15 protein-coding genes are annotated in these 18,189 nt (G+C 68.7%); 9 read left to right on the top strand and 6 right to left on the bottom strand.

All coding sequences use genetic code 11. From position 1 onward, the window contains the following. The first annotated feature begins 9 nt into the window (after positions 1 to 9). The 4 genes from ACVBEQ_RS17455 to ACVBEQ_RS17470 all read left to right on the top strand — a co-directional run bounded on the left by ACVBEQ_RS17455 (position 10) and on the right by ACVBEQ_RS17470 (position 7,607). The gene (locus ACVBEQ_RS17455) at positions 10 to 969 is read left to right on the top strand and encodes a carbon-nitrogen hydrolase family protein (protein WP_447154575.1); all 960 of its coding nucleotides are present in this window, start codon (positions 10 to 12) and stop codon (positions 967 to 969) included. Between the two features lie 94 nt (positions 970 to 1,063). Beyond that, positions 1,064 to 4,606 (top strand): BTAD domain-containing putative transcriptional regulator, encoded by a 3,543-nt coding sequence (locus tag ACVBEQ_RS17460; protein ID WP_447154617.1) that lies wholly within the window; start codon positions 1,064 to 1,066, stop codon positions 4,604 to 4,606. Further along, positions 4,560 to 6,527 (top strand): FAD-dependent monooxygenase, encoded by a 1,968-nt coding sequence (locus ACVBEQ_RS17465; RefSeq protein ID WP_447154576.1) that lies wholly within the window; start codon positions 4,560 to 4,562, stop codon positions 6,525 to 6,527. Before ACVBEQ_RS17460 ends, ACVBEQ_RS17465 begins: the two co-directional genes overlap by 47 nt. Before the next feature lie 216 nt (positions 6,528 to 6,743). Further along, a complete protein-coding gene (locus ACVBEQ_RS17470; protein ID WP_447154577.1) occupies positions 6,744 to 7,607 on the top strand; it encodes a class I SAM-dependent methyltransferase in 864 nt (287 codons plus the stop codon). A gap of 338 nt (positions 7,608 to 7,945) precedes the next feature. Here ACVBEQ_RS17470 and ACVBEQ_RS17475 read toward each other — a convergent pair whose 3' ends face one another. Further along, entirely contained in the window at positions 7,946 to 8,581 is a 636-nt protein-coding gene (locus ACVBEQ_RS17475) for a winged helix-turn-helix transcriptional regulator (protein ID WP_447154578.1), read from the bottom strand. Between the two features lie 209 nt (positions 8,582 to 8,790). Here ACVBEQ_RS17475 and ACVBEQ_RS17480 point away from each other — a divergent pair, with 209 nt between their 5' ends. From ACVBEQ_RS17480 to ald, 3 genes are read left to right on the top strand one after another with little or no spacing between them, the layout of a single operon-like run. Further along, complete coding sequence (locus tag ACVBEQ_RS17480; RefSeq protein WP_447154579.1) at positions 8,791 to 9,693, top strand: M23 family metallopeptidase; 903 nt, start codon at positions 8,791 to 8,793, stop codon at positions 9,691 to 9,693. Beyond that, on the top strand, positions 9,693 to 10,550 hold the full coding sequence (locus ACVBEQ_RS17485) for a peptidoglycan-binding domain-containing protein (RefSeq protein WP_447154580.1): 858 nt from the start codon (positions 9,693 to 9,695) through the stop codon (positions 10,548 to 10,550). The genes ACVBEQ_RS17480 and ACVBEQ_RS17485 overlap by 1 nt, the downstream gene beginning before the upstream one ends. Positions 10,551 to 10,596: 46 nt before the next feature. Continuing rightward, positions 10,597 to 11,721: an alanine dehydrogenase gene (gene ald, locus ACVBEQ_RS17490; protein ID WP_447154581.1), complete on the top strand. Its 1,125-nt coding sequence runs from the start codon at positions 10,597 to 10,599 to the stop codon at positions 11,719 to 11,721. A gap of 7 nt (positions 11,722 to 11,728) precedes the next feature. On the opposite strand, the gene ACVBEQ_RS17495 is transcribed toward ald, so the two are convergent. Beyond that, the gene (locus ACVBEQ_RS17495; protein WP_447154582.1) at positions 11,729 to 12,421 is read right to left on the bottom strand and encodes an SDR family NAD(P)-dependent oxidoreductase; all 693 of its coding nucleotides are present in this window, start codon (positions 12,419 to 12,421) and stop codon (positions 11,729 to 11,731) included. Between the two features lie 102 nt (positions 12,422 to 12,523). Here ACVBEQ_RS17495 and ACVBEQ_RS17500 point away from each other — a divergent pair, with 102 nt between their 5' ends. Next, on the top strand, positions 12,524 to 13,390 hold the full coding sequence (locus ACVBEQ_RS17500) for a helix-turn-helix transcriptional regulator (RefSeq protein ID WP_447154583.1): 867 nt from the start codon (positions 12,524 to 12,526) through the stop codon (positions 13,388 to 13,390). On the opposite strand, the gene ACVBEQ_RS17505 is transcribed toward ACVBEQ_RS17500, so the two are convergent. Genes ACVBEQ_RS17505 through ACVBEQ_RS17520 form a run of 4 tightly spaced genes read right to left on the bottom strand, consistent with a single transcriptional unit; the run spans position 13,379 to position 17,302 of the window. Continuing rightward, on the bottom strand, positions 13,379 to 14,185 hold the full coding sequence (locus tag ACVBEQ_RS17505) for an ABC transporter ATP-binding protein (protein ID WP_447154584.1): 807 nt from the start codon (positions 14,183 to 14,185) through the stop codon (positions 13,379 to 13,381). The genes ACVBEQ_RS17500 and ACVBEQ_RS17505 overlap by 12 nt on opposite strands. Beyond that, on the bottom strand, positions 14,182 to 15,234 hold the full coding sequence (locus ACVBEQ_RS17510; RefSeq protein ID WP_447154585.1) for a FecCD family ABC transporter permease: 1,053 nt from the start codon (positions 15,232 to 15,234) through the stop codon (positions 14,182 to 14,184). The genes ACVBEQ_RS17505 and ACVBEQ_RS17510 overlap by 4 nt, the downstream gene beginning before the upstream one ends. Further along, positions 15,231 to 16,274 carry a FecCD family ABC transporter permease gene (locus ACVBEQ_RS17515; RefSeq protein WP_447154586.1) on the bottom strand — a complete coding sequence of 348 codons (1,044 nt, stop codon included), beginning with the start codon at positions 16,272 to 16,274 and terminating at the stop codon, positions 15,231 to 15,233. Before ACVBEQ_RS17515 ends, ACVBEQ_RS17510 begins: the two co-directional genes overlap by 4 nt. Further along, positions 16,271 to 17,302, bottom strand: coding sequence for an iron-siderophore ABC transporter substrate-binding protein (locus tag ACVBEQ_RS17520; RefSeq protein WP_447154587.1), 1,032 nt, complete (start codon positions 17,300 to 17,302; stop codon positions 16,271 to 16,273). The genes ACVBEQ_RS17515 and ACVBEQ_RS17520 overlap by 4 nt, the downstream gene beginning before the upstream one ends. Before the next feature lie 100 nt (positions 17,303 to 17,402). On the opposite strand from ACVBEQ_RS17520, the gene ACVBEQ_RS17525 reads away from it, so the two are divergent. Further along, entirely contained in the window at positions 17,403 to 18,161 is a 759-nt protein-coding gene (locus ACVBEQ_RS17525; RefSeq protein ID WP_447154588.1) for a siderophore-interacting protein, read from the top strand. Positions 18,162 to 18,189: the final 28 nt, after the last annotated feature.

The following is an 18,189-nucleotide window of genomic DNA, read 5'->3' on the forward strand; positions in this document are numbered from 1 at the left end:
CGGTTTACGGTGGCCGCCGTACAAGCGGCGTACGTCCTGCTCGATCGGGACGCCACCATCGCGCGGGTGGAGGAGTTGGTCGCCGAGGCCGCCGGGCTGGGTGCCGAGCTGGTCGTGCTACCGGAGGCGTTCATCCCGGGTACGCCGCTGTGGATCGACAGCGCACCCATCTGGGACGGTGACGGCCCGTGGTACGCACGGCTCGTCGAGCAGGCCGTCATCGTGCCGGGCCCGGTGACAGCCAGGCTCGGCGCAATCGCGCGGACGAATCGGGTGCACCTGGTCATCGGCGTGCAGGAACGTGAGCCACACGGCACCACCATCTACAACACCGTTCTCTACTTCGGATCCGACGGCCGGCTTCTGACCAAGCACCGCAAGCTGGTGCCCACCGGCTCCGAGCGCACCGTGTGGGGACAGGGCGACGGCTCGACCCTCGACGTCGTCGACACCACCCTCGGCCGCCTGGGTGGCCTCATCTGCTGGGAAAACTACATGCCGCTGGCGCGGTTCCACCTGTACGCGCAGGGGGTGCAGGTCTGGCTGGCGCCGACGCTGGCCCGTGGGGACGGCTGGGTGGCCACCATGCAGCACATCGCACGGGAAGGCCGGGTATGGGTCGTCGGGGTGAACCCGGCCCTGCATCGCAGCCAGATCCCCCACGACATACCCGACCGGCACCGGATCGCCCCGCAGCCGGACCCCGGAGACGGCGACTGGATCGAGCCCGGCAACAGCGTCATCTGCAACCCGGCCGGAGAGCTGGTCGCCGGACCTCTGCGGTTGCAGGAGGGGATCCTCACCGCCACCATCGATCTGAACCAGGTGGCCGAGATGCGCCGACAATTCGATCCCACCGGCCACTACCACCGGCCGGACATCTTCAGCCTGACCGTCGATACCAGGTCGAGGCGTGCCGTCACCACGACCACCCAGGGTCAGGCGACGCCCTCGCTTGCAGGGTGGTGAATGCCTTTTCGTGGACGTGGCGCCGGTCTAGGTTGCGTGTGTGGACGGCTCGGGAGTTGGGCGGGCGCGCTTCCGCGTGCTGGGTCCGCTGGTGGTGCTAGGCACGCAGGGGGAAGCGCTACCGCTGGGCGGGCGAAAGGCGCGTGCGCTCATGGCCGCGCTGCTGCTGCATCCCCGCCAGTCACATTCATCGCAGCGGTTGGTGGATTGGCTGTGGGGGGAATCTGCCAGCGCCGGCGCCATGACGACGCTGCGCACCCATGTTTCCAACGTCCGCCTCGTCCTGGAACGAGCCGGGGCGGCAGGGGCGTTGGTCAATCGATCCGGTGGCTACGCACTGATGGTGGACCCGTCGTCCATCGACACCGTCCTGTTCGAGCGCGGTGTGGAGGGCGGGCAGGAGGCATTGGCCCTGGGTGATCCCGCCGCTGCCCGAGCGAGACTGCAGGACGCATTGGCGTTGTGGCGCGGAAGCGTGCTCTCTGACCTGGGCGGCCCCGCTTTTGCGGAGGCGCGCGCCGCGCAGCTGGAGGAACTGAAGGTGGCCGCCGAAGAGGCGGCCGCGGACGCCGAGCTGGCGATGGGCCGTCATCGGGCGATCGTCGGGCGCCTGCAGTCGCTGGTGGCGGCGCACCCCTTTCATGAGCGCTTCACCGCTCAGTTGATGCTGGCCCTGTACCGCTGCGGGCGGCAGGCGGAGGCGTTGTCGGCGTACGGGTCGACGCGCCATCGACTGTCCGAGGACCTGGGCATCGACCCGGGACCGGAGCTTCGCGAACTCGAAAGTGCCATGCTCCGGCAGGATGTCGTCCTGCTGGGTGATGAGTGGGGTGAGCAGCCGCGCCCGGTTGTCCGTGCCGCCGTCCATCCGCCACCAGATGCGGTGTTCGCCGCGTTGCGCCGTACAGCCATGGTGGGTCGGACCCAGGAGCTGGCCCGGCTGCTCGAGCTGTGGTCGACCACGTCGGCGGGTGGAAACGCTGTCGCCTTCCTGTCGGCGCCGGTCGGCTTCGGCAAGAGCCGCCTGACGGCCGAGGTGGCGCACCGAGCCGCTGATGGCGGTGCCGTGGTGGTGGTCGGCCGGTGCACGGACGAGTCAGTGCCCTATCAGTCGCTGGCATCGGGATTCCGTGCGAGCACTCACATCTCGGCGGTGCTGAACTCTGCACCGGACGATGTCCGCGCCGCGCTCACGTTGCTGGTGCCCGCCGCGGATGGCCAGTCCGGCACGCCGCTCGGGCGGCCGGGTCGGCACGAAGCCATCGTGCAGGCGGTGCAGTGGTTGCTGCGGACGATTGCCGGCCAGCAGGGGCTGCTCCTGGTGATCGAGGATGCCGAGCGCATCGACATGGCGACCGCAACCCTGCTGCGGGATCTCGCGCTGCACCTTCCACCTGCAGTCATGCTCCTGGTCTGCCTTCGGGATCCACCCGGAAGTCGGCATCCCGCCCTGCTGCAGCTGCTCGGTGCTGATCCGGTGCGCCTGACCGCAGAGCACATCCGTTTACCGCCACTGTCCCTGACCGACGTCGCAGCCCTGATCACCGGAATGACCGGTGCCACTGCCACCGCCGACGTCGTCCGGCGACTTGCCGACCACACTGGTGGCAACCCCTTCTTCGCAGCCGAGATCGTCCGCGATCAAGGGCCGGCGATCCTCACCGATCACGCGGCATTGTCGACCGTGCCGGCCGGGGTGAGGGACGTTCTCCGGCAGCGGGTGTCGTCGTTCCCCGGGGCGACCCGCGAGGCCCTCGGCGCTGCCGCCGTGCTGGGCGTGGATGCGGATCTGACAACCCTTTCCGCGCTGGTGACCGCGTCGGAGGACACAGTGGTCGCGGACCTCGACCCTGCGGTGCGGGGCGGGTTCCTGGTGGAATCCGGCCAGTCCTGGGCCGGAGCGTTCTCGTTTCCGCACGAGCTGATGCGGGCCGCGGTCTACGCGGACATCCCGGTGCACCGCCGGCAGCGCCTGCACGTTCAGGCCGCGTCGGCATTGTTGTCCGCCCCCGTTGTCGACGACCTCACCGTGATCGCCGCCGCAACACACCTGCAGCGAGCGGGCGCGGCGGCTGATCCCGCAGCGACCATCGAGGTGAGCAGAAAGGCGTCCACCGCCGCTCGACGCGGGTTCGCCTGGGCAGAAGCGGTCCATCATGCGGAGTCCGCACTGACGGTGCTGTCCCGCACAGCGCCGCCGACGGAGCGCGCAGATGCCGAGGTGGACCTGGCCATCTTGCGATTGCGGTCCGGCATCGGCTACCAGCGCGCGATCGCACTGCTGGAGTCGGCCCTCACCACGTACGTGACCTCGGGCGACCGGGCCGCGGCAGGTGCGGTGCACAGCCGGCTCGGCGGCGCTCTGTGCGTTCACCACTCCGCGATGGACATTCCGCGTGCGCTCGAACACTTTCAGGCCGCGGAACGGTTGCTTCCCGATCCGGGCAACGTTTTCCATCTCCACCGGGGCAGGGCGCAGGCGGCGATGTACGGCCTGCGCACCGACATTCTCTCCGAGGCATCGACGTCGGCCGGGGAGCTGGCCGACCGGATCGGTCGTCCGGACTTGTCGGTGTTCGCCTTCTGGGGCCGAGGATGGGATGCCATCGACCGCGGCAACCCGGCCGCGGCGTTCGCCGCCCTGGAGCAGGGCTGGATGGTGGCCAGGGACCTCGGCGACGCCTACCTGGCATGGGGACCGGTCGAGGCCGCCGCCCTGTTCGCAACGGAGTTGCTGCTGGATCCCGCGGCCGGCCGGTCGTGGTGTCGGCGTGGGCTGAGCCAGCCTCGGTTCGACTCGTTCACCGATCCACACGCCAGCGTGGTCGACCAGCTGGGCGTGGCCATGATCGAGATGGGTGAGCTCGAGGGGGCTCGGCGCACGATCACACCGCTGCCGGCCGACGCGGTTTCCCGCCGGCTGCTCGGCTTCTGCGACGGGAAATGGGAGCAAGCTGTTGCCGACTGGGCGGCCGCGTTGCAGCGCGACGAGGACGCGGGAGACCGGCAGGACGCGCTGCTCAACGCACGATGGTGCGCGGAAGCCCTGCTCATGCTGGGTCGCGAGAACGAAGCGGTCGTCGTCCTCGATCGGGCTTTGGATGTTTCCATGGCCGGCCCGCAGGTGCCTTCGGAGGTGTGGATCCGCAGCCGCCTGGCAACGGTGACGGGAGCCGCCGCACCGGTAGTTGGCGCCGCACACGTGGCCCGCTGTGAGTCGATCATGGCGTCCGGGCAGGACTGGCGGGGTCTCCGCGGTGAGGTGCTGCTCGCCGCCGGGGTGGTCGACGCCGCCCGAGGCGCCTGGGCCGCGGCGCGGCAATCGTTCGACGACGCCGCGGCCGAGTTCCTGACCTACCGCCTGCCGTGGCGACGAGCTGCGACGTTCGCGGCGTGGGCGCGCGCTCTCTCCGCTGCCGGCTACGTCGGCGAGGCCGCGGACCGCCGGGAGGACGCTCGCCGGGTGTACCGGGGCATCGGCGCCGCCGAACGGTGGCTCCGGGTCGTCGACGAACCCGAGGCCGGGGGTGTCGCCTCGACGTCAACAACGCCTCAACGCGATCTCAACACGGTGGGGCGAGAGTCCTTCCATGACTTCAGCAGCGACGATCCCGCACCGGCGTCACCGCATGCATGAGCGTGCCCTCTCGGAGCATCAGCCGGCCGAGAGACCAGCGGCGGACTTCGACGTCGCGGTGGTGGGTGGGCGGTGCGCCGGGGCAAGCCTGGCGATTCGTCTGGCCCGAGGCGGCTGGCGGGTCGCCCTCATCGATCGTGACGACTTCCCGAGCGACACGGTGTCCACGCATGTGATGTTCCCGGACTCCCTTGCCCAGCTGGACGAACTGGGTGTGCTGGACCGTTTGCGGGCAGAGCACCGCCTTGCACCGGTGCAGTTCAGCTGGCGCGTTCTGGGCCGCGAGGTCGCCGGCAGCTTCAGCCCCGTGGGTGGACACGATCATTGCCTGTCAATCCGCCGGGTGACCCTGGATGCGGCGCTCATCCGGACAGCCGCCGACGCCGGAGTGAGCCTTCTCCTGGGCCGGCGCGTCACCGGGGTGATTGGCGGCGGAACCGTGTCCGACCCCGCGCGGGGAGTGATTCTCGACGACGGGAGCCACGTCACGGCGCGATGGGTGGCAGCGGCGGACGGACGGAACTCCACCGTCGCCAGACGGCTCGCCCTGACGACCGAAGAGGAACGGAGCGGCGACATGGCGTTCCTGCTCGCGTACTGGGCGGGGCTCCCCACGGCGCACTGGTGCCGCATCGACATGCACCTCGATGCGGGTGTGATGTCCGTGCCGGTCGAGGACGGGCTGCATCTCATCTCCGTCACCGGGCCCCGGGAACTGACCCGAGGGACCCCGGAGGAGCTGCAACGGCGCTACACCGCAGCGGTCAGACGGTTCCCGGCCGTGCTCAATCCGAGATTGCTGGACAGCGCCACACAGGTGGGCCCGGTGACGGCGGTGCCGGAGACGATGATGCGCGGATACTCCCGCGCGGCGAGTGGGCCCGGCTGGTTCACGGTGGGCGACGCAGGACACCTCAAGCACCCCTCGACCGCCCAAGGCATCGGGGATGCGCTCGCACACACCAAGTACGTCGCGGAACAGCTGCTGAACGGCGGTGATCTCGCCGGGTACGGGCGGTGGCGTGACGAACGCGCCGCGGACCACGCCGAATGGTCCTTCCGTGCGGCGCGCTTCCCGACCCCGGACGCCGAAAGTCTCTACGCCGGAATCGCCGCGGACCCCGACGCACGCCAGGACTTCCTCGACACGTTCACCAAACGCCGCCGGATGGCCGACGTGCTCACCCCGCAACGGGTGCAGCGGTGGCGCGCTGCCGCGGCGTACGAGGACGGGCTGCGCCGTCTTGACGCGCTTCTCGCCGAAGTGCCCCCTGCGCAGCTCACCAGCGTCGTGCCGGCCTGCCCCGCGTGGACGATCCGTGACCTTCTCGCGCACGTCGCGGGAGTTGCCACGGACGCCGGTCGAGGCGCGTACTACGCCGGTGCGCTCGACGCCTGGCACGACCCCGACCGCGCCGCGGGACGCGAGCGGTGGACCGCGAACCACGTGGACGCCCGTCGTCACGACAACGTCGAGTCTCTGCTGAGCGAACTTCACCGGCACGGGAACGACCTGGTGCAGGCCCTGCGCCAGGGCACCGGCATCGTCAAAGGGATGCCGGAGTGGATGATTCTCGCCCCAGTCGGCGATCTCGCCGTCCACCTCGACGACCTTCTCGAGACACTGCACGCCCCAGCGCACGTCAGCAGCCTGGTGACCCGCACCGGCTTCGCCCTGTACCGGGACTGGCTCGCCGGGCGCATCGCCCGGCTCAGTCTCCCGGCGCTGGAACTCACCGACGGCCAGCGACAGTGGACCGTCGGGCACGGCGATCCGGTCGCCACCCTTCACGGCGACCGCCACGAACTGTTCCGCGTCATCGCCGGACGGCGGAGCTCCGCCGACATCCTCGCAATGAAGTGGGTCGGCGATCCGACGCGGCACCTGCCGATCATCGCGCCATACCCAATTTCCGGCTGACACCCCCAGCAACGCCACCCCGCCGCTGTGCGTACGCCGGCGGAACCACGACAAACCCTTGAGGAAAGCAGCTTTGCCGTGCCCATCACACCTGTCATCCGCGGTCCGCCCGGTGCCTGTCGCCCGGTGCCTGTCGCAGTGCGCCGACGCGGGCAACCCGCCCGCATGACCCACCTGAATGTCTACAACGACAACACTTTCAAAGGAGAGCCAGTCATGACCAGCACGATTTCTGCCGTACACACCAATGACCCTGGCGACAGTGCGCTCAAGCAGCGGCACCGCGCGATGTGGGCCCTGGGCGATTACCCCTCGGTCGTCCAGGAGGTCGTCGGACCCCTCGGTCCGGTCCTGGTCGACGCCTCCGGCGTCGACGAAGGACAGGACGTTCTCGATGTCGCAGCCGGCAGCGGCAACGCCGCCATCCCCGCCGCCCTGCGCGGTGGCCGGGTCACCGCGAGCGATCTGACCCCCGAGCTGCTCGACGCCGGACGCCGGCACGCAGCCCCCGAGGGGGTCGACATCACCTGGGACATCGCCGATGCCGAGAACCTGCCGTATGACAGTGACAGCTTCGACACGGTGCTGTCTTGTCTGGGCGTCATGTTCGCCCCGCACCACCAGGCCGGCGCCGACGAGCTGATCCGGGTGACCCGGCCCGGCGGGAGGATCGGGCTGCTGAACTGGACACCGGAGGGGTTCATCGGCCAGATGTTCGCCACCATGAAGCCCTACGCGCCGGTTCCGCCGCCCGGCGCACAGCCGCCGCCGCTGTGGGGCAACCCCGACCACGTGCTGTCGCTGTTCGGGGACCGGGTGACCGATGTGCGGTTCGAGCGCCGCACCCTTACCGTGACCCGCTTTCCGGGCGACGCGGATTTCCGGGAGTTCTTCAAGGCCGCGTACGGGCCCACGATCGTGACCTACCGGAACATCGCCGATGACCAACAGCGGGTCGCCGAGCTCGACCGGGCACTGGACGACCTGGCCCGCCGGTTCCGCACCGCGGGCGGCAACAGGGCAATGGAATGGGAGTACCTGGTGGTCACCGCTGTCAAGAAATCGGTGCCGATCGGCTGACATCGCAGCTGTTCCCGCATGTCCCGGGTCCCGAGTTCATCACTCGTCGGAACCGGGACACGCGGCGTTTCCACACCTCATCACTGTCACACCGAAACCAACTCAGCCTCAACGAATACTCAACGCCGATCGCCGAGACTTGTTTCATCACAGACTGACTCGGACAGCAGTTGGTCCCGACGAGAGGACGATGATCATGCTTCGTATCGGAAAGCGATGCACGTTGTGCCTGAGCAGGCTGTACCTGCGGGGGGGCTTCACCGTGTGTGCACACTGCGACCTGGAAGGCCTGCCTGACGTCGAACGTCACGCCGTCACGCCGGCCACCCCGAAGTAGATCAGGGCCGCCCGACCGTCGCGAATTCGGACCGGGTGAGCCAGTGGGGGAGGTTCCGCTGCACGGTGGCCGGACCGTCGACCCGAAGCTCTCCGGACCGGAATGCCTGCGCCCACGCGACGCCGCCGCGCCAGAGGCGGGTGAACAGGCGTAACGGCGTGTCGATCCGGCCGGCCAACGGGTGACCGGGATCGAAGTCGCACAGGTTCACAGGTTCCTGGCTCAGTACAAGCCACCAGTTCCGTTGGTTCGGTGGAACATCGCTGAAGCAGAACTGCAGAACCGTTCGACTCGGCGGAAAGGCATCGGCGTCGACGTTGCGCCGGACGTCCCACATCAGCAGGTGGGGGTCGTGGTCCTGTTCGCCGAGTTCGGGCATCCACCGGATGCCCCACCGGCCAATGGATTCCACGACCGGCTGCAGCTCGCGGCCCGCAGGTGTGAGCGTGTAGTACACCCGCTTGCCCTGCTCGTGCCGATCGATCACGCCGGCCCGGGAAAGGGCCCGCAGGCGCGTCGACAGCAAGGTCGGCGACATCTTCGGGACCCCACGCTGGAGGTCACCGAAAGTTGACTGCCGGCGGGCGGCGTTCCGCGCCGACCTGGTCGCCCTCGCCGAGCAGTTCAACCTCGCCACGGATGGCACCTTCGTGTCCGAGTGGGAGTACCTGCTGGTCTCCGCGCGCAAGCGCTGATCGCCACACCGTCGCGCCGGCGGTCCCGGCATTTGCAGGCACTCAGGGGGCAGAGGCTGCCGGTGACATCGGCCACCCCGCGGGCCGACGCTCTCCCGTGGAGAACCCGGTTCCTACCCGGCCGGGGCCACCGTCACGCGAGGAGCAGCCCATGACAGCTCAACCACCGGCCTCAGCGAACCGTCGAGGCGGTTCTCTGGTGCACCGACTGATCGCCGGAGTCCTCGTGACGTCGTTGACAGCGGCGTTGTCCGTCCTCATGGCCACCGCAGCGTCGGCGGCGCCGACATTCAAGATGCCGTTCCCCTGCGGGCAGACCTGGGTGGCCAACAACGACAATTCCAGCGCGCACGTCGCCGAGGAACTCGATTTCAACCGCGGATCCACCGCCGCGGACGATCGCGGTGACACCGTCGTCGCGACCGCTGCCGGGACCGTGAAGACGGCCAAGAATCAGGGCACCGTCAACGGCTACGGCAACCTGGTCACCATCGACCACGGGGGCGGCTGGGTCAGCTACTACGCGCACCTCGAGACGTTGGCGGTTGTCAGCGGACAGGCCGTGCTGCAGGGCCAACCGATCGGGTCGGTCGGAAACAGCAGCTACCGCAACATCACCCCGCACCTGCATTTCGAGATCCGTCTCGGTGCAGGTTATCCCGGCAACATCCGCGCGGTCCCCGGCTACAGCTACGCCAAGGGTGGCAGCCAGAGCATGAAGTCCAACAACTGCGCCACCAAGCAGGACCCGGCGGCGCTGTGCGGCAGTGGCTACGTCGTGAACGACACCGCCAAGCTCGGATCCGTCGGCGCGGTCGTCCTCACCTACAACAAGGCGGCCAAGAACAATTGCGCCGTCACCCTCAAGTTCGGCAATCTCGGCAGCCGCACGGCGACCAGTGTGTACATCACCCCGCAGGGACAGTCGAAGAAGTCCGACTCCGGCAACTTCTTCGAGTACGCCGGTCCGGTCCGCACCAATTCACCCACCTGCATCAAGTGGGGTGGCGCCATCGGTGGCTCGTCCTACAACAGCCGGTCGGAGCATTGCTGATGCCGGTCCCGATTCGTCAGCACCGGATTGCGACGCTGATCGCTGCTATAGCAGTTGCGGTGGCCGGCCACGTCGCGGTTCCGTCCGGCGCGAGCGCCGCACAGCAGGCGGCGGCGCTACCGGTCGTCAACATGGACGCCGTTCTCAAGGCAGCGCAATGGGATCCGCAGAAGGCGGGTTCCGGCATCACCCGCGGATCAGGACCGAGCGTCCTTCTCGTTGAAAAAGCGCTCAATGCCAAGGGTCTGCTGAACGGCGCCTACGTCGATGGGCATTACGGGACGTCGACGGTGACCGCATGCACCCGCTGGCAACGACAACTCGGCTACTCCGGGCTCGGGGCCAATGGGATCCCCGGAGAGACGTCGCTGAAGAAGCTGGCGACCAATCGCTTCACGGTCACAGCTGTGGTGCGGCCGGGCGCGCGGGTGCTGTTCGACGGGCAGACGGTTGATGCCCGGACGGCGGCCATGCTCACCGAGGCGGCATCGATCCTCGGGACGTCGCTGCGGCTGGACCAGGGTTCCTACAGCACGTCCGACCCCACGTCGGCGGGTACCCATGCGGGCGGGGGAGCCGTCGACGTCAATGTCGATGGGTGGTCCGCCGCTCGTCGCCGAACGGTCGCCGGCGTGCTGCGCAGCGTCGGCTTCGCCGCGTGGGTGAGAAGCCCGACCGAGGGGGACTGGCCGTGGCACATCCACGCCGTCGCGATCAGCGACCCGGATCTGGCCCCGGAGGCCCAGGCGCAGGTCGGTGACTACTACCTGGGCCGGAACGGGCTGAAGAACAACGGACCCGACACCGGTCCCGCCGGACCCAAGGTGACCTGGGAGGAGTATCTGCGACAGCAGTGACATTCTGGACGCCAAGAATCGTCCAGCGTTCGTGAAGGAGTCTGCTGTGCCCACACTGGTCGTCGGCGTTCCCATGGAGATCAAGAACAACGAGAACCGGGTGTCGGTGCAGCCCGACGGGGTCGCCGAACTGGTCCACGACGGCCACCGGGTGCTGGTCCAGTCCGGCGCCGGCGACGGGTCGCGGTTCACCGACGCGGAGTACGCGGCGGCCGGTGCGACGGTGGTCGGCACCGCCGATGAGGTGTTCGCATCGGCGGACCTGATCGTCAAGGTCAAGGAGCCCATCCCGGCCGAGTACCACCGGTTCCGCGAGGGCCAGCAGCTCTTCACCTACCTGCACCTGGCCGCCGATCGCGAACTCACCGAGTTCCTGATCGCCAAGAAGATCGATTCCATCGCCTACGAAACGGTGCAGACCCCGGACCGGAAACTTCCGCTGCTGACCCCGATGAGCGAGGTCGCCGGCCGGTTGGCCGTACAGGCCGCCGCCCACGCCCTGGAAAGCCCGGCCGGTGGCGCCGGCATCCTGCTCGGCGGTGTACCCGGCACCCCGGCAGCGAAGGTCACGATCATCGGCGGCGGCGTGTCCGGCACCGAGGCCGCCAAGATCGCGCTGGGCATGCGGGCCATCGTCCGGGTTTTCGACACCAACCCGGCGCGGCTCGCCTACCTGTCGGACATCTTCGGCGGGCGGCTGGATCTTGTGACCCCGAACCGGGCGCGGCTGGCCGCGTACATCGCCGACTCCGACGTCGTCATCGGGGCGGTGCTGGTGCCCGGCGCGAAGGCGCCCAAGCTGGTCAGCCGGGAGATGATCGCCAGCATGCGACCCGGCAGCGTCGCGGTGGACATCGCCATCGACCAGGGCGGTTGCTTCGAGACCAGCCGCGCCACCACCCACGCCGACCCGACCTACGTCGAGGAGGGTGTCGTGCACTACTGCGTCGCCAACATTCCCGGCGCGGTCGCCCGCACCTCGACACTGGCCCTGACCTCCGCCACGCTGCCGTACCTGGTCAAGGTGGCCGGGAAGGGGATCGCCGGAGCGGCGGCGGCCGACCCCGCGCTCGCGCTGGGATTGAGCACTCTGCGCGGGCATCTCGTCAACGAGCCGGTCGCGCAGGCGCACGGCCTGGCCTACCGCAAACCGGCCGAGCTGCTCATGTGACGCCGCATCAGAAGGGCGCGATGCCGGAACGGTCGACGAACGTGCCCGTCGGGCCGTCGCCGCCGCGGGTGGCAAGGTCGAAGACCGCGTCCGTTCCCTCCTGGACGGTCTGCCGGCCGCGGTGCCCGTTGAAGTCGGTCGCCGTGTAACCGGGATCCGCTGCGTTGATGCGCATCTCAGGAAATGCCCGGGCGTATTGGACCGTCAGCATCGTGACGGCCGACTTCGATGACGTGTAGAGCGGCGCGTTGACCATCGATTCGATCCGGTCTGGATTGTGAACATGGTCGAACGATCCCAGGCCGCTGGTCACGTTGATGATGGTCGGAGCCGCGGAAGCGCGCAGCAGCGGGACGAAGGCGCTGGTCATCCGAACGATGCTGACGACGTTGGTGTCGAAGACGGCGGTGGCGTCCTCCGCCGTCAGCGCCGCGGCCTCCTTGTGCGGGCCAGGGATGCCGGCGTTGTTGATCAACACGTCGAGACCCCCTGCGGCGGCGATGGTATCGGCGGCGGCGGCAACCGACGTGTCGCTGGTGACGTCGACTTGCACGAACCGGCCGCCGAGGGCGTCCGCCGCCCTGTGACCGCGCTCCGGGTCGCGCGCACCCATCCACACGGTGTGCCCGGCGGCGATGAGGCGGCGGGCGGTTTCGTAACCGAGGCTTCTGTTGGCGCCGGTGATCAATGTTGTTGTCATGCTTCGAGTCTGCGGCGCCACCGCCCGCTCATCCAGGCCCAGCCGTGCATATGGACCCGCAGTACCACCCTGGTCGACGCCGGCACTGTCAGACTGGGATCCATGCAGGATTCACACGGCGAGCTAGGGACGATGCTGCGTGCCTGGCGCGACCGGCTCTCACCGGTCGACGTCGGTCTTCGGGTGAGTGATCCACGACGAGCGGCCGGCCTTCGCCGCGAGGAACTCGCCGCGCTGGCCGGGCTGAGCGTCGACTACGTGGTGCGCCTGGAGCAGGGGCGTGCCCGCCGGCCGTCCGCCCAGGTGGTGTCGTCGTTGGCCCGGTCACTGCAACTGAGCGACAGCGAGCGGGATCACCTGTTCGTCCTCGCCGGGCTGCTGCCACCCTCACCCAGCGAGGTGCCCGCGCACATCCCGCCGAGCGTGCAACGCCTGCTGGCCCGCCTCGGTGAGATCCCGCTGGCGGTGTTCACCGCGTCCTGGGATCTGCTCAGCTGGAGCCCGTTGTGGGTTGCCCTGCTCGGCGAACCGCTGCGACCGGGTACGGGCCGGCCGAACCTGTTGCGGGCCCACTTCGCCGGCGCGTCCATCGGCGATGCGAACAACCGGATCATCAGCCGGACAGTCGGAGTTGACGCGTTCGGCGCTTCGCTGGTGGCCGATCTGCGCAGGGTCCGTGGCCGGTACCCCGATGATCCGGGCGTCACCGCGCTGATCGAGGAGTTGCTGTCGGCGAGCGACCGGTTCCGCGAGCTATGGGAGAGCGGCGCGGTGGGCGAGCACAGATCGGAACGGAAAGTGGTGCGCCATGACGTCGTCGGCGACATCGAGCTGGACTGCGATGTCTTCAGCGTCTCCGGCACTGACCTGCGCATCGTCGTCTACACAGCGGCTGACGGGTCGGCGGCGGCCGAGAAACTCGACTTCCTGCGGGTGACCGGAGCGGCTCCGCTCGGATCAGCGCGCTGACATGTGGTGGCGCCCGATAGGCAGCATCAGCGGCTTGCCGGTGGTCGGGTCGTGGATGATCTGGCTGTCGAGCCCGAAGACCGCCCGAACCGTTTCCTCGGTCAGCACGTCCGCCGGATCGCCGGCCGCGTGCAGCCGGCCGGCCGCGAGGGCAATGAGGTGATCGGCATACCGCGCGGCCAGGTTGAGGTCGTGCAACACCATCACGATGGTGGTTTCCCGGTCGCGATTGAGGTCGGTGAGCAGGTCGAGAACCTCGATCTGATGGGACACGTCGAGGAAAGTGATCGGCTCGTCCAGCAGCAGTAGATCGGTCTGCTGCGCCAGGGCCATGGCGATCCACACACGCTGACGCTGGCCGCCGGACAACTCGTCCACGGGCCGGTCGGCGAGTGGCAGGGTGTTGGTCGCCTCCAGCGCCGCTGCCACCGCCACGTCGTCCGCGCCGCTCCAGCGCGAGAACAGCCGCTGGTGCGGATGGCGGCCACGGCCGACCAGGTCGGCAACGGTGATGCCGTCCGGCGCGATCGGCGACTGCGGCAGCAGACCGAGTGTCCGGGCCAGCTCCTTCGCGGGCAGCTGGTGAACAGCCTTGCCGTCCAACAGGATTCGTCCCGTGCGCGGCGCGAGCAGGCGCGACATCGACCGCAGCAGCGTCGACTTGCCGCAGGCGTTCGCGCCGACGATGGCGGTGACCTTCCCGCAGGGCACGGCAAGGTCGAGCGATTCGAGCACCAACCGGTCGCCGTAGCCGACGGTCAGCTCCTCGGCGGCCAAGGTGTGATTGCTGGTCACAGTGATCCTCTGACCCGGTTGCTCCGGACCATCAGGTAGATGAGGTAGGGCGCTCCCAGTACCCCGGTGATGACTCCCACGGGATAGCGCGCTCCGAAGGCGTACTGGCCGACGAAGTCCGAGACCAGGACGAGGATCGCGCCGACGAGCGCGGCCGGCACGAAGAGCGAACCGTTCGGGCCGACGAAGCGGGCCGCGATCGGGCCGGACAGGAAGGCGACGAATGCGATGGGTCCGGCTGCTGCCGTCGCGAATGCGGCCAGGCCGACCGCGCCGACGATGGCCACCAGTCGGGTCCGTTCGATCCGGACGCCGAGCGCGGACGCCGCGTCATCCCCGAGTTGCATCATCGACAGGTTGCGGGATCGGCCCAGCACCACAGGGGCCAGCACGATGAGCGCGACAACGCTGGGCGCGAGCCGATCCCAGGTGATTCCGTTGAGGCTTCCGGTCAGCCAGCGACTGGCCGCCTGGATGTCCCATTGCCCGGCCACCGACAGCACGTACGCGGTCACGCTGTCGAGCATCGCGGCGATGCCGATCCCGATCAGGATCAACCGGGTGCCGGCCACCCCGTCCTTGAATGCCAGGACATAGACCAGCACTGCCACCGCCAAACCGGCGACGATGGCGAAAAGCGATACGAGCGAAGGGTTCAGGGACAGCACGACGATGGCGAACACGGCGGCTGCGCCCGCGCCGGAACTGATCCCGATGACGTCGGGACTGGCGAGTGGATTCCGCAGCATCGTCTGAAACGTCACCCCGGCGAGACCGAAACTGAGTCCGGCGACGACGGCCAGGGTGGCCCGCGGCAGCCGCAGATCCCCGACGGTGAATGATGCGCCGGGGACGTCCCCACCGAACACGACCCGCGCCACATCCGAGGGGGAATAGTAGGTCTGCCCGAACATCAACGAGGCGCAGAAACCACCGATGACGGCCAGCGTCAACGCTGCGATGACCACGCGGCGACGGTAGGTGCGCCTGGCCCGGCCGGCGGAGACCGTCCGGATGGCGTCGTCGGTGGCAACCAGACCGGTGCTCACAACTCGCGGACCTTCTGTCGCCTCACGATCGCGATGAAGACGGGAGCGCCGATGATGGCCGTGATGATGCCGACGTCGATCTCGCTCGGCCTGGCGACGATTCGGCCGACGATGTCCGCCGCGACCAGCAGGCACGCGCCGGCCAACGCCGAGAACGGCAGCAGCCAGCGGTAGTCCACTCCGATCAGCAGGCGACAGAAGTGCGGGACGACGAGCCCGACGAACGCGATCGGCCCTGCCACCGCGGTCGCCGCGCCGCAGAGCAGCACCGCGGCCAGGGCGGCCGTCGCCCGGGTCGCTGTCACCCTGACCCCGAGGGCGGCGGCCACGTCGTCGCCGAGCGCCAGCGAGTTGAGGTTTCGCGCAGCGACAACGCTGATGGCCACTCCCACCGCCAGGAAGGGCCATACCTGACTGATGCTGTCGAAGGACGCGCCGCCGACACCGCCCACCTGCCAGGAACGGACCAGTTCGGCGATGTCGCCGCGCGGCAGGGCGACGGCGGTGATGAAGGAGGCCAGCGCCGCGGACGTCGCCGCACCGGCCAGTGCGAGTTTCAGCGGAGTGGCGCCGCCTCGTCCGAGCGATCCCACCGTGTAGACGAACAGAGCGGCGACCGCCGCTCCCGCGATGGCGGTCCAGATGTAGCCCGTTGCCGACGAAAGACCGAACCAGGCGATGCCGACCACCACGGCCAGTGACGCCCCCATGTTGACCCCGAGAATGCCCGGGTCGGCCAGTGGATTACGGGTGACACCCTGCATGATCGCGCCGGCCAACCCAAGCGCCGCGCCGACCAGCAGGGCGAGGACAGTCCGCGGCACCCGTTTGACAACGGCTGCCTGGCCGAGGTTCTCGGTGGATCCGCCGATCCCCGCGACGATGTCGGTCCACGAGACGTCACGCGACCCGATGACGACCGACAGGGTCGCAAGGACTGCCATGACGACAATGGTGAGCGCCGGCCACAGCAGCCGGGTCCGCTGCGGACGCCGCCCGGAGGCGACGTCCGCAGCGGGTTCCGAGTCCAGCAGGGTCATTTCGCCTTGTCGGCCGCAGCGGCGAGCTGCGCGACATACTCGTCCAGCACGAACGGGATGGCGAGCGGGGTCGGATTGGCGCCCGTGCTGAGCGGGCTGCTGGCGGGCAACGTGACGATCGCCCCGTTCGCCACTGCGGGCATCTTGGACAGCAGTGGGTCGGCCTTCAAGGTGTCGAGCAGTTCATCGTCCCCGTAGGTGACGATGATCTCCACGTCGTCGAAGGTGTCGATGCGTTCGGCGCTGACCTTGCCCACGAACTGGTCGTCGGCGGCGGAAGCGGCCGCAACGCTCTTCGGTGTGGACAGGCCGAGGTCCTCGAAGAACAACGCCCGGGTGTCGTTCGAGGTGTAGAAGCTGACCTCGCTCAGGTCGGTGGTGTCCACGTGGGTCAGGAACATCGTCGACTTGTCCTGCAGTTGTGGGTGTTTCGCCACCGCGGTGTCGATCTGCTGCTCGATGTCCGCGATCATCTGCTTGCCCTCGGTCTCGAGACCCAGTGCGCGGCTCTCCATCTCGATGGTCTCGCGCCAGGACGTCGACCACGCCGCCTTCGGGTAGGCCACGACAGGCGCGATCTTGCTCAGCGTGTCGTAGTCCTCCTTCGTCAGCCCCGAATAGGCCGCCAGGATGACGTCGGGTTTGGTGTTGGCGACGGCCTCGAAGTTGATGCCGTCCGTCTCGTCGAACAGCGCGGGCGCCGGACCGCCCAGTTCGTCGAGCTTTTCCTTCACCCACGGCAGCAGTCCGTCGGCGTCGTCGTCACCGAAATTGGCGGCCGCCATGCCGACCGGTACGATTCCGAGCGCCAATGGAACCTCGTGATTGGCCCACTGCACGGTCGCCACGCGTTCCGGTTTCGCCTCGATCGTGGTGGTTCCGAACGCATGGGTGATGCTGACCGGGGCCCATCCGGCGTCAGTCGCGGAGGTCGGCTCGTCGGCCGAGGTCGACGACGAGCAGGCGGCAAGGCCGACGGTGACCACCATTGCGGCGGACAAGCCGATCAGTCGTGATGTTCGGAGCATCGATTTCCTTCCGTTGATGGCCGCAACCGGTGCGGGCGAGGTTAGGCTAACCTAAGACCAAGATGATGTTGAACCACCCCGCCAAGCCCGAGGAGGCCTCGTGACGGCAGCGCGCACGAAGACACGGTTGACGCACACGCTGACCGTGCGGTCCACCTCGTGGTTGTCGCCGCACCTGGTGCGGGTGTTCTTCGAGGCGGAGTCGCTGCCCGGCTTCAGCGTCGACGGATACACCGATTCCTACGTGAAGCTCTCCTTCGACGGCAGTCCGACGACCCGCACCTATACGGTGCGCAGCGTCGATCCCATTGAGGGCCGGCTTGCGATCGATTTCGTCACGCACGGCGATCTCGGCATCGCGGCGCCGTGGGCAACCCGAGCCACACAGGGGCAGCGGTTGGTCGCCACCGGGCCGGGCGGGGCCTACCGTCCGGACCCGACTGTGAAATGGCACCTGTTCGCCGGTGATCTGTCCGCGCTCCCGGCCATTGCGGCGTCCCTGGAATCGCTACCCGAAAACGCGCGTGCCACCGCGTGTCTGGAGATACCCGACCCGAGTGACGAAATTCCGCTCGACACCCCGTCCGGAGCGGATGTGCGCTGGTTGGTCAATCCCGATCCGTCGGACACCGCGTTTCTCGCCCGGTCGATCGATGCCCTGTCCTGGCCGGTGGCCCCGTCGGGCTCGTTGGGAATCTTCGCCCACGGCGAGCGGGAGTCGATCAAGGCGGTGCGCGCCGTTCTGCGTCGGCGGCAGGTGCGGCGCGAGGCCGTCTCGATTTCCGGGTACTGGGCCCGGGGACGCACCGAGGACGCCTTCCAGGCCGAGAAGAGACTGCCGATCGGTCAGATCGACTGACCCCCGGGCGAGCGCCGCCGACGGGAAG

The organism is Nakamurella sp. GG22 (assembly GCF_052976845.2).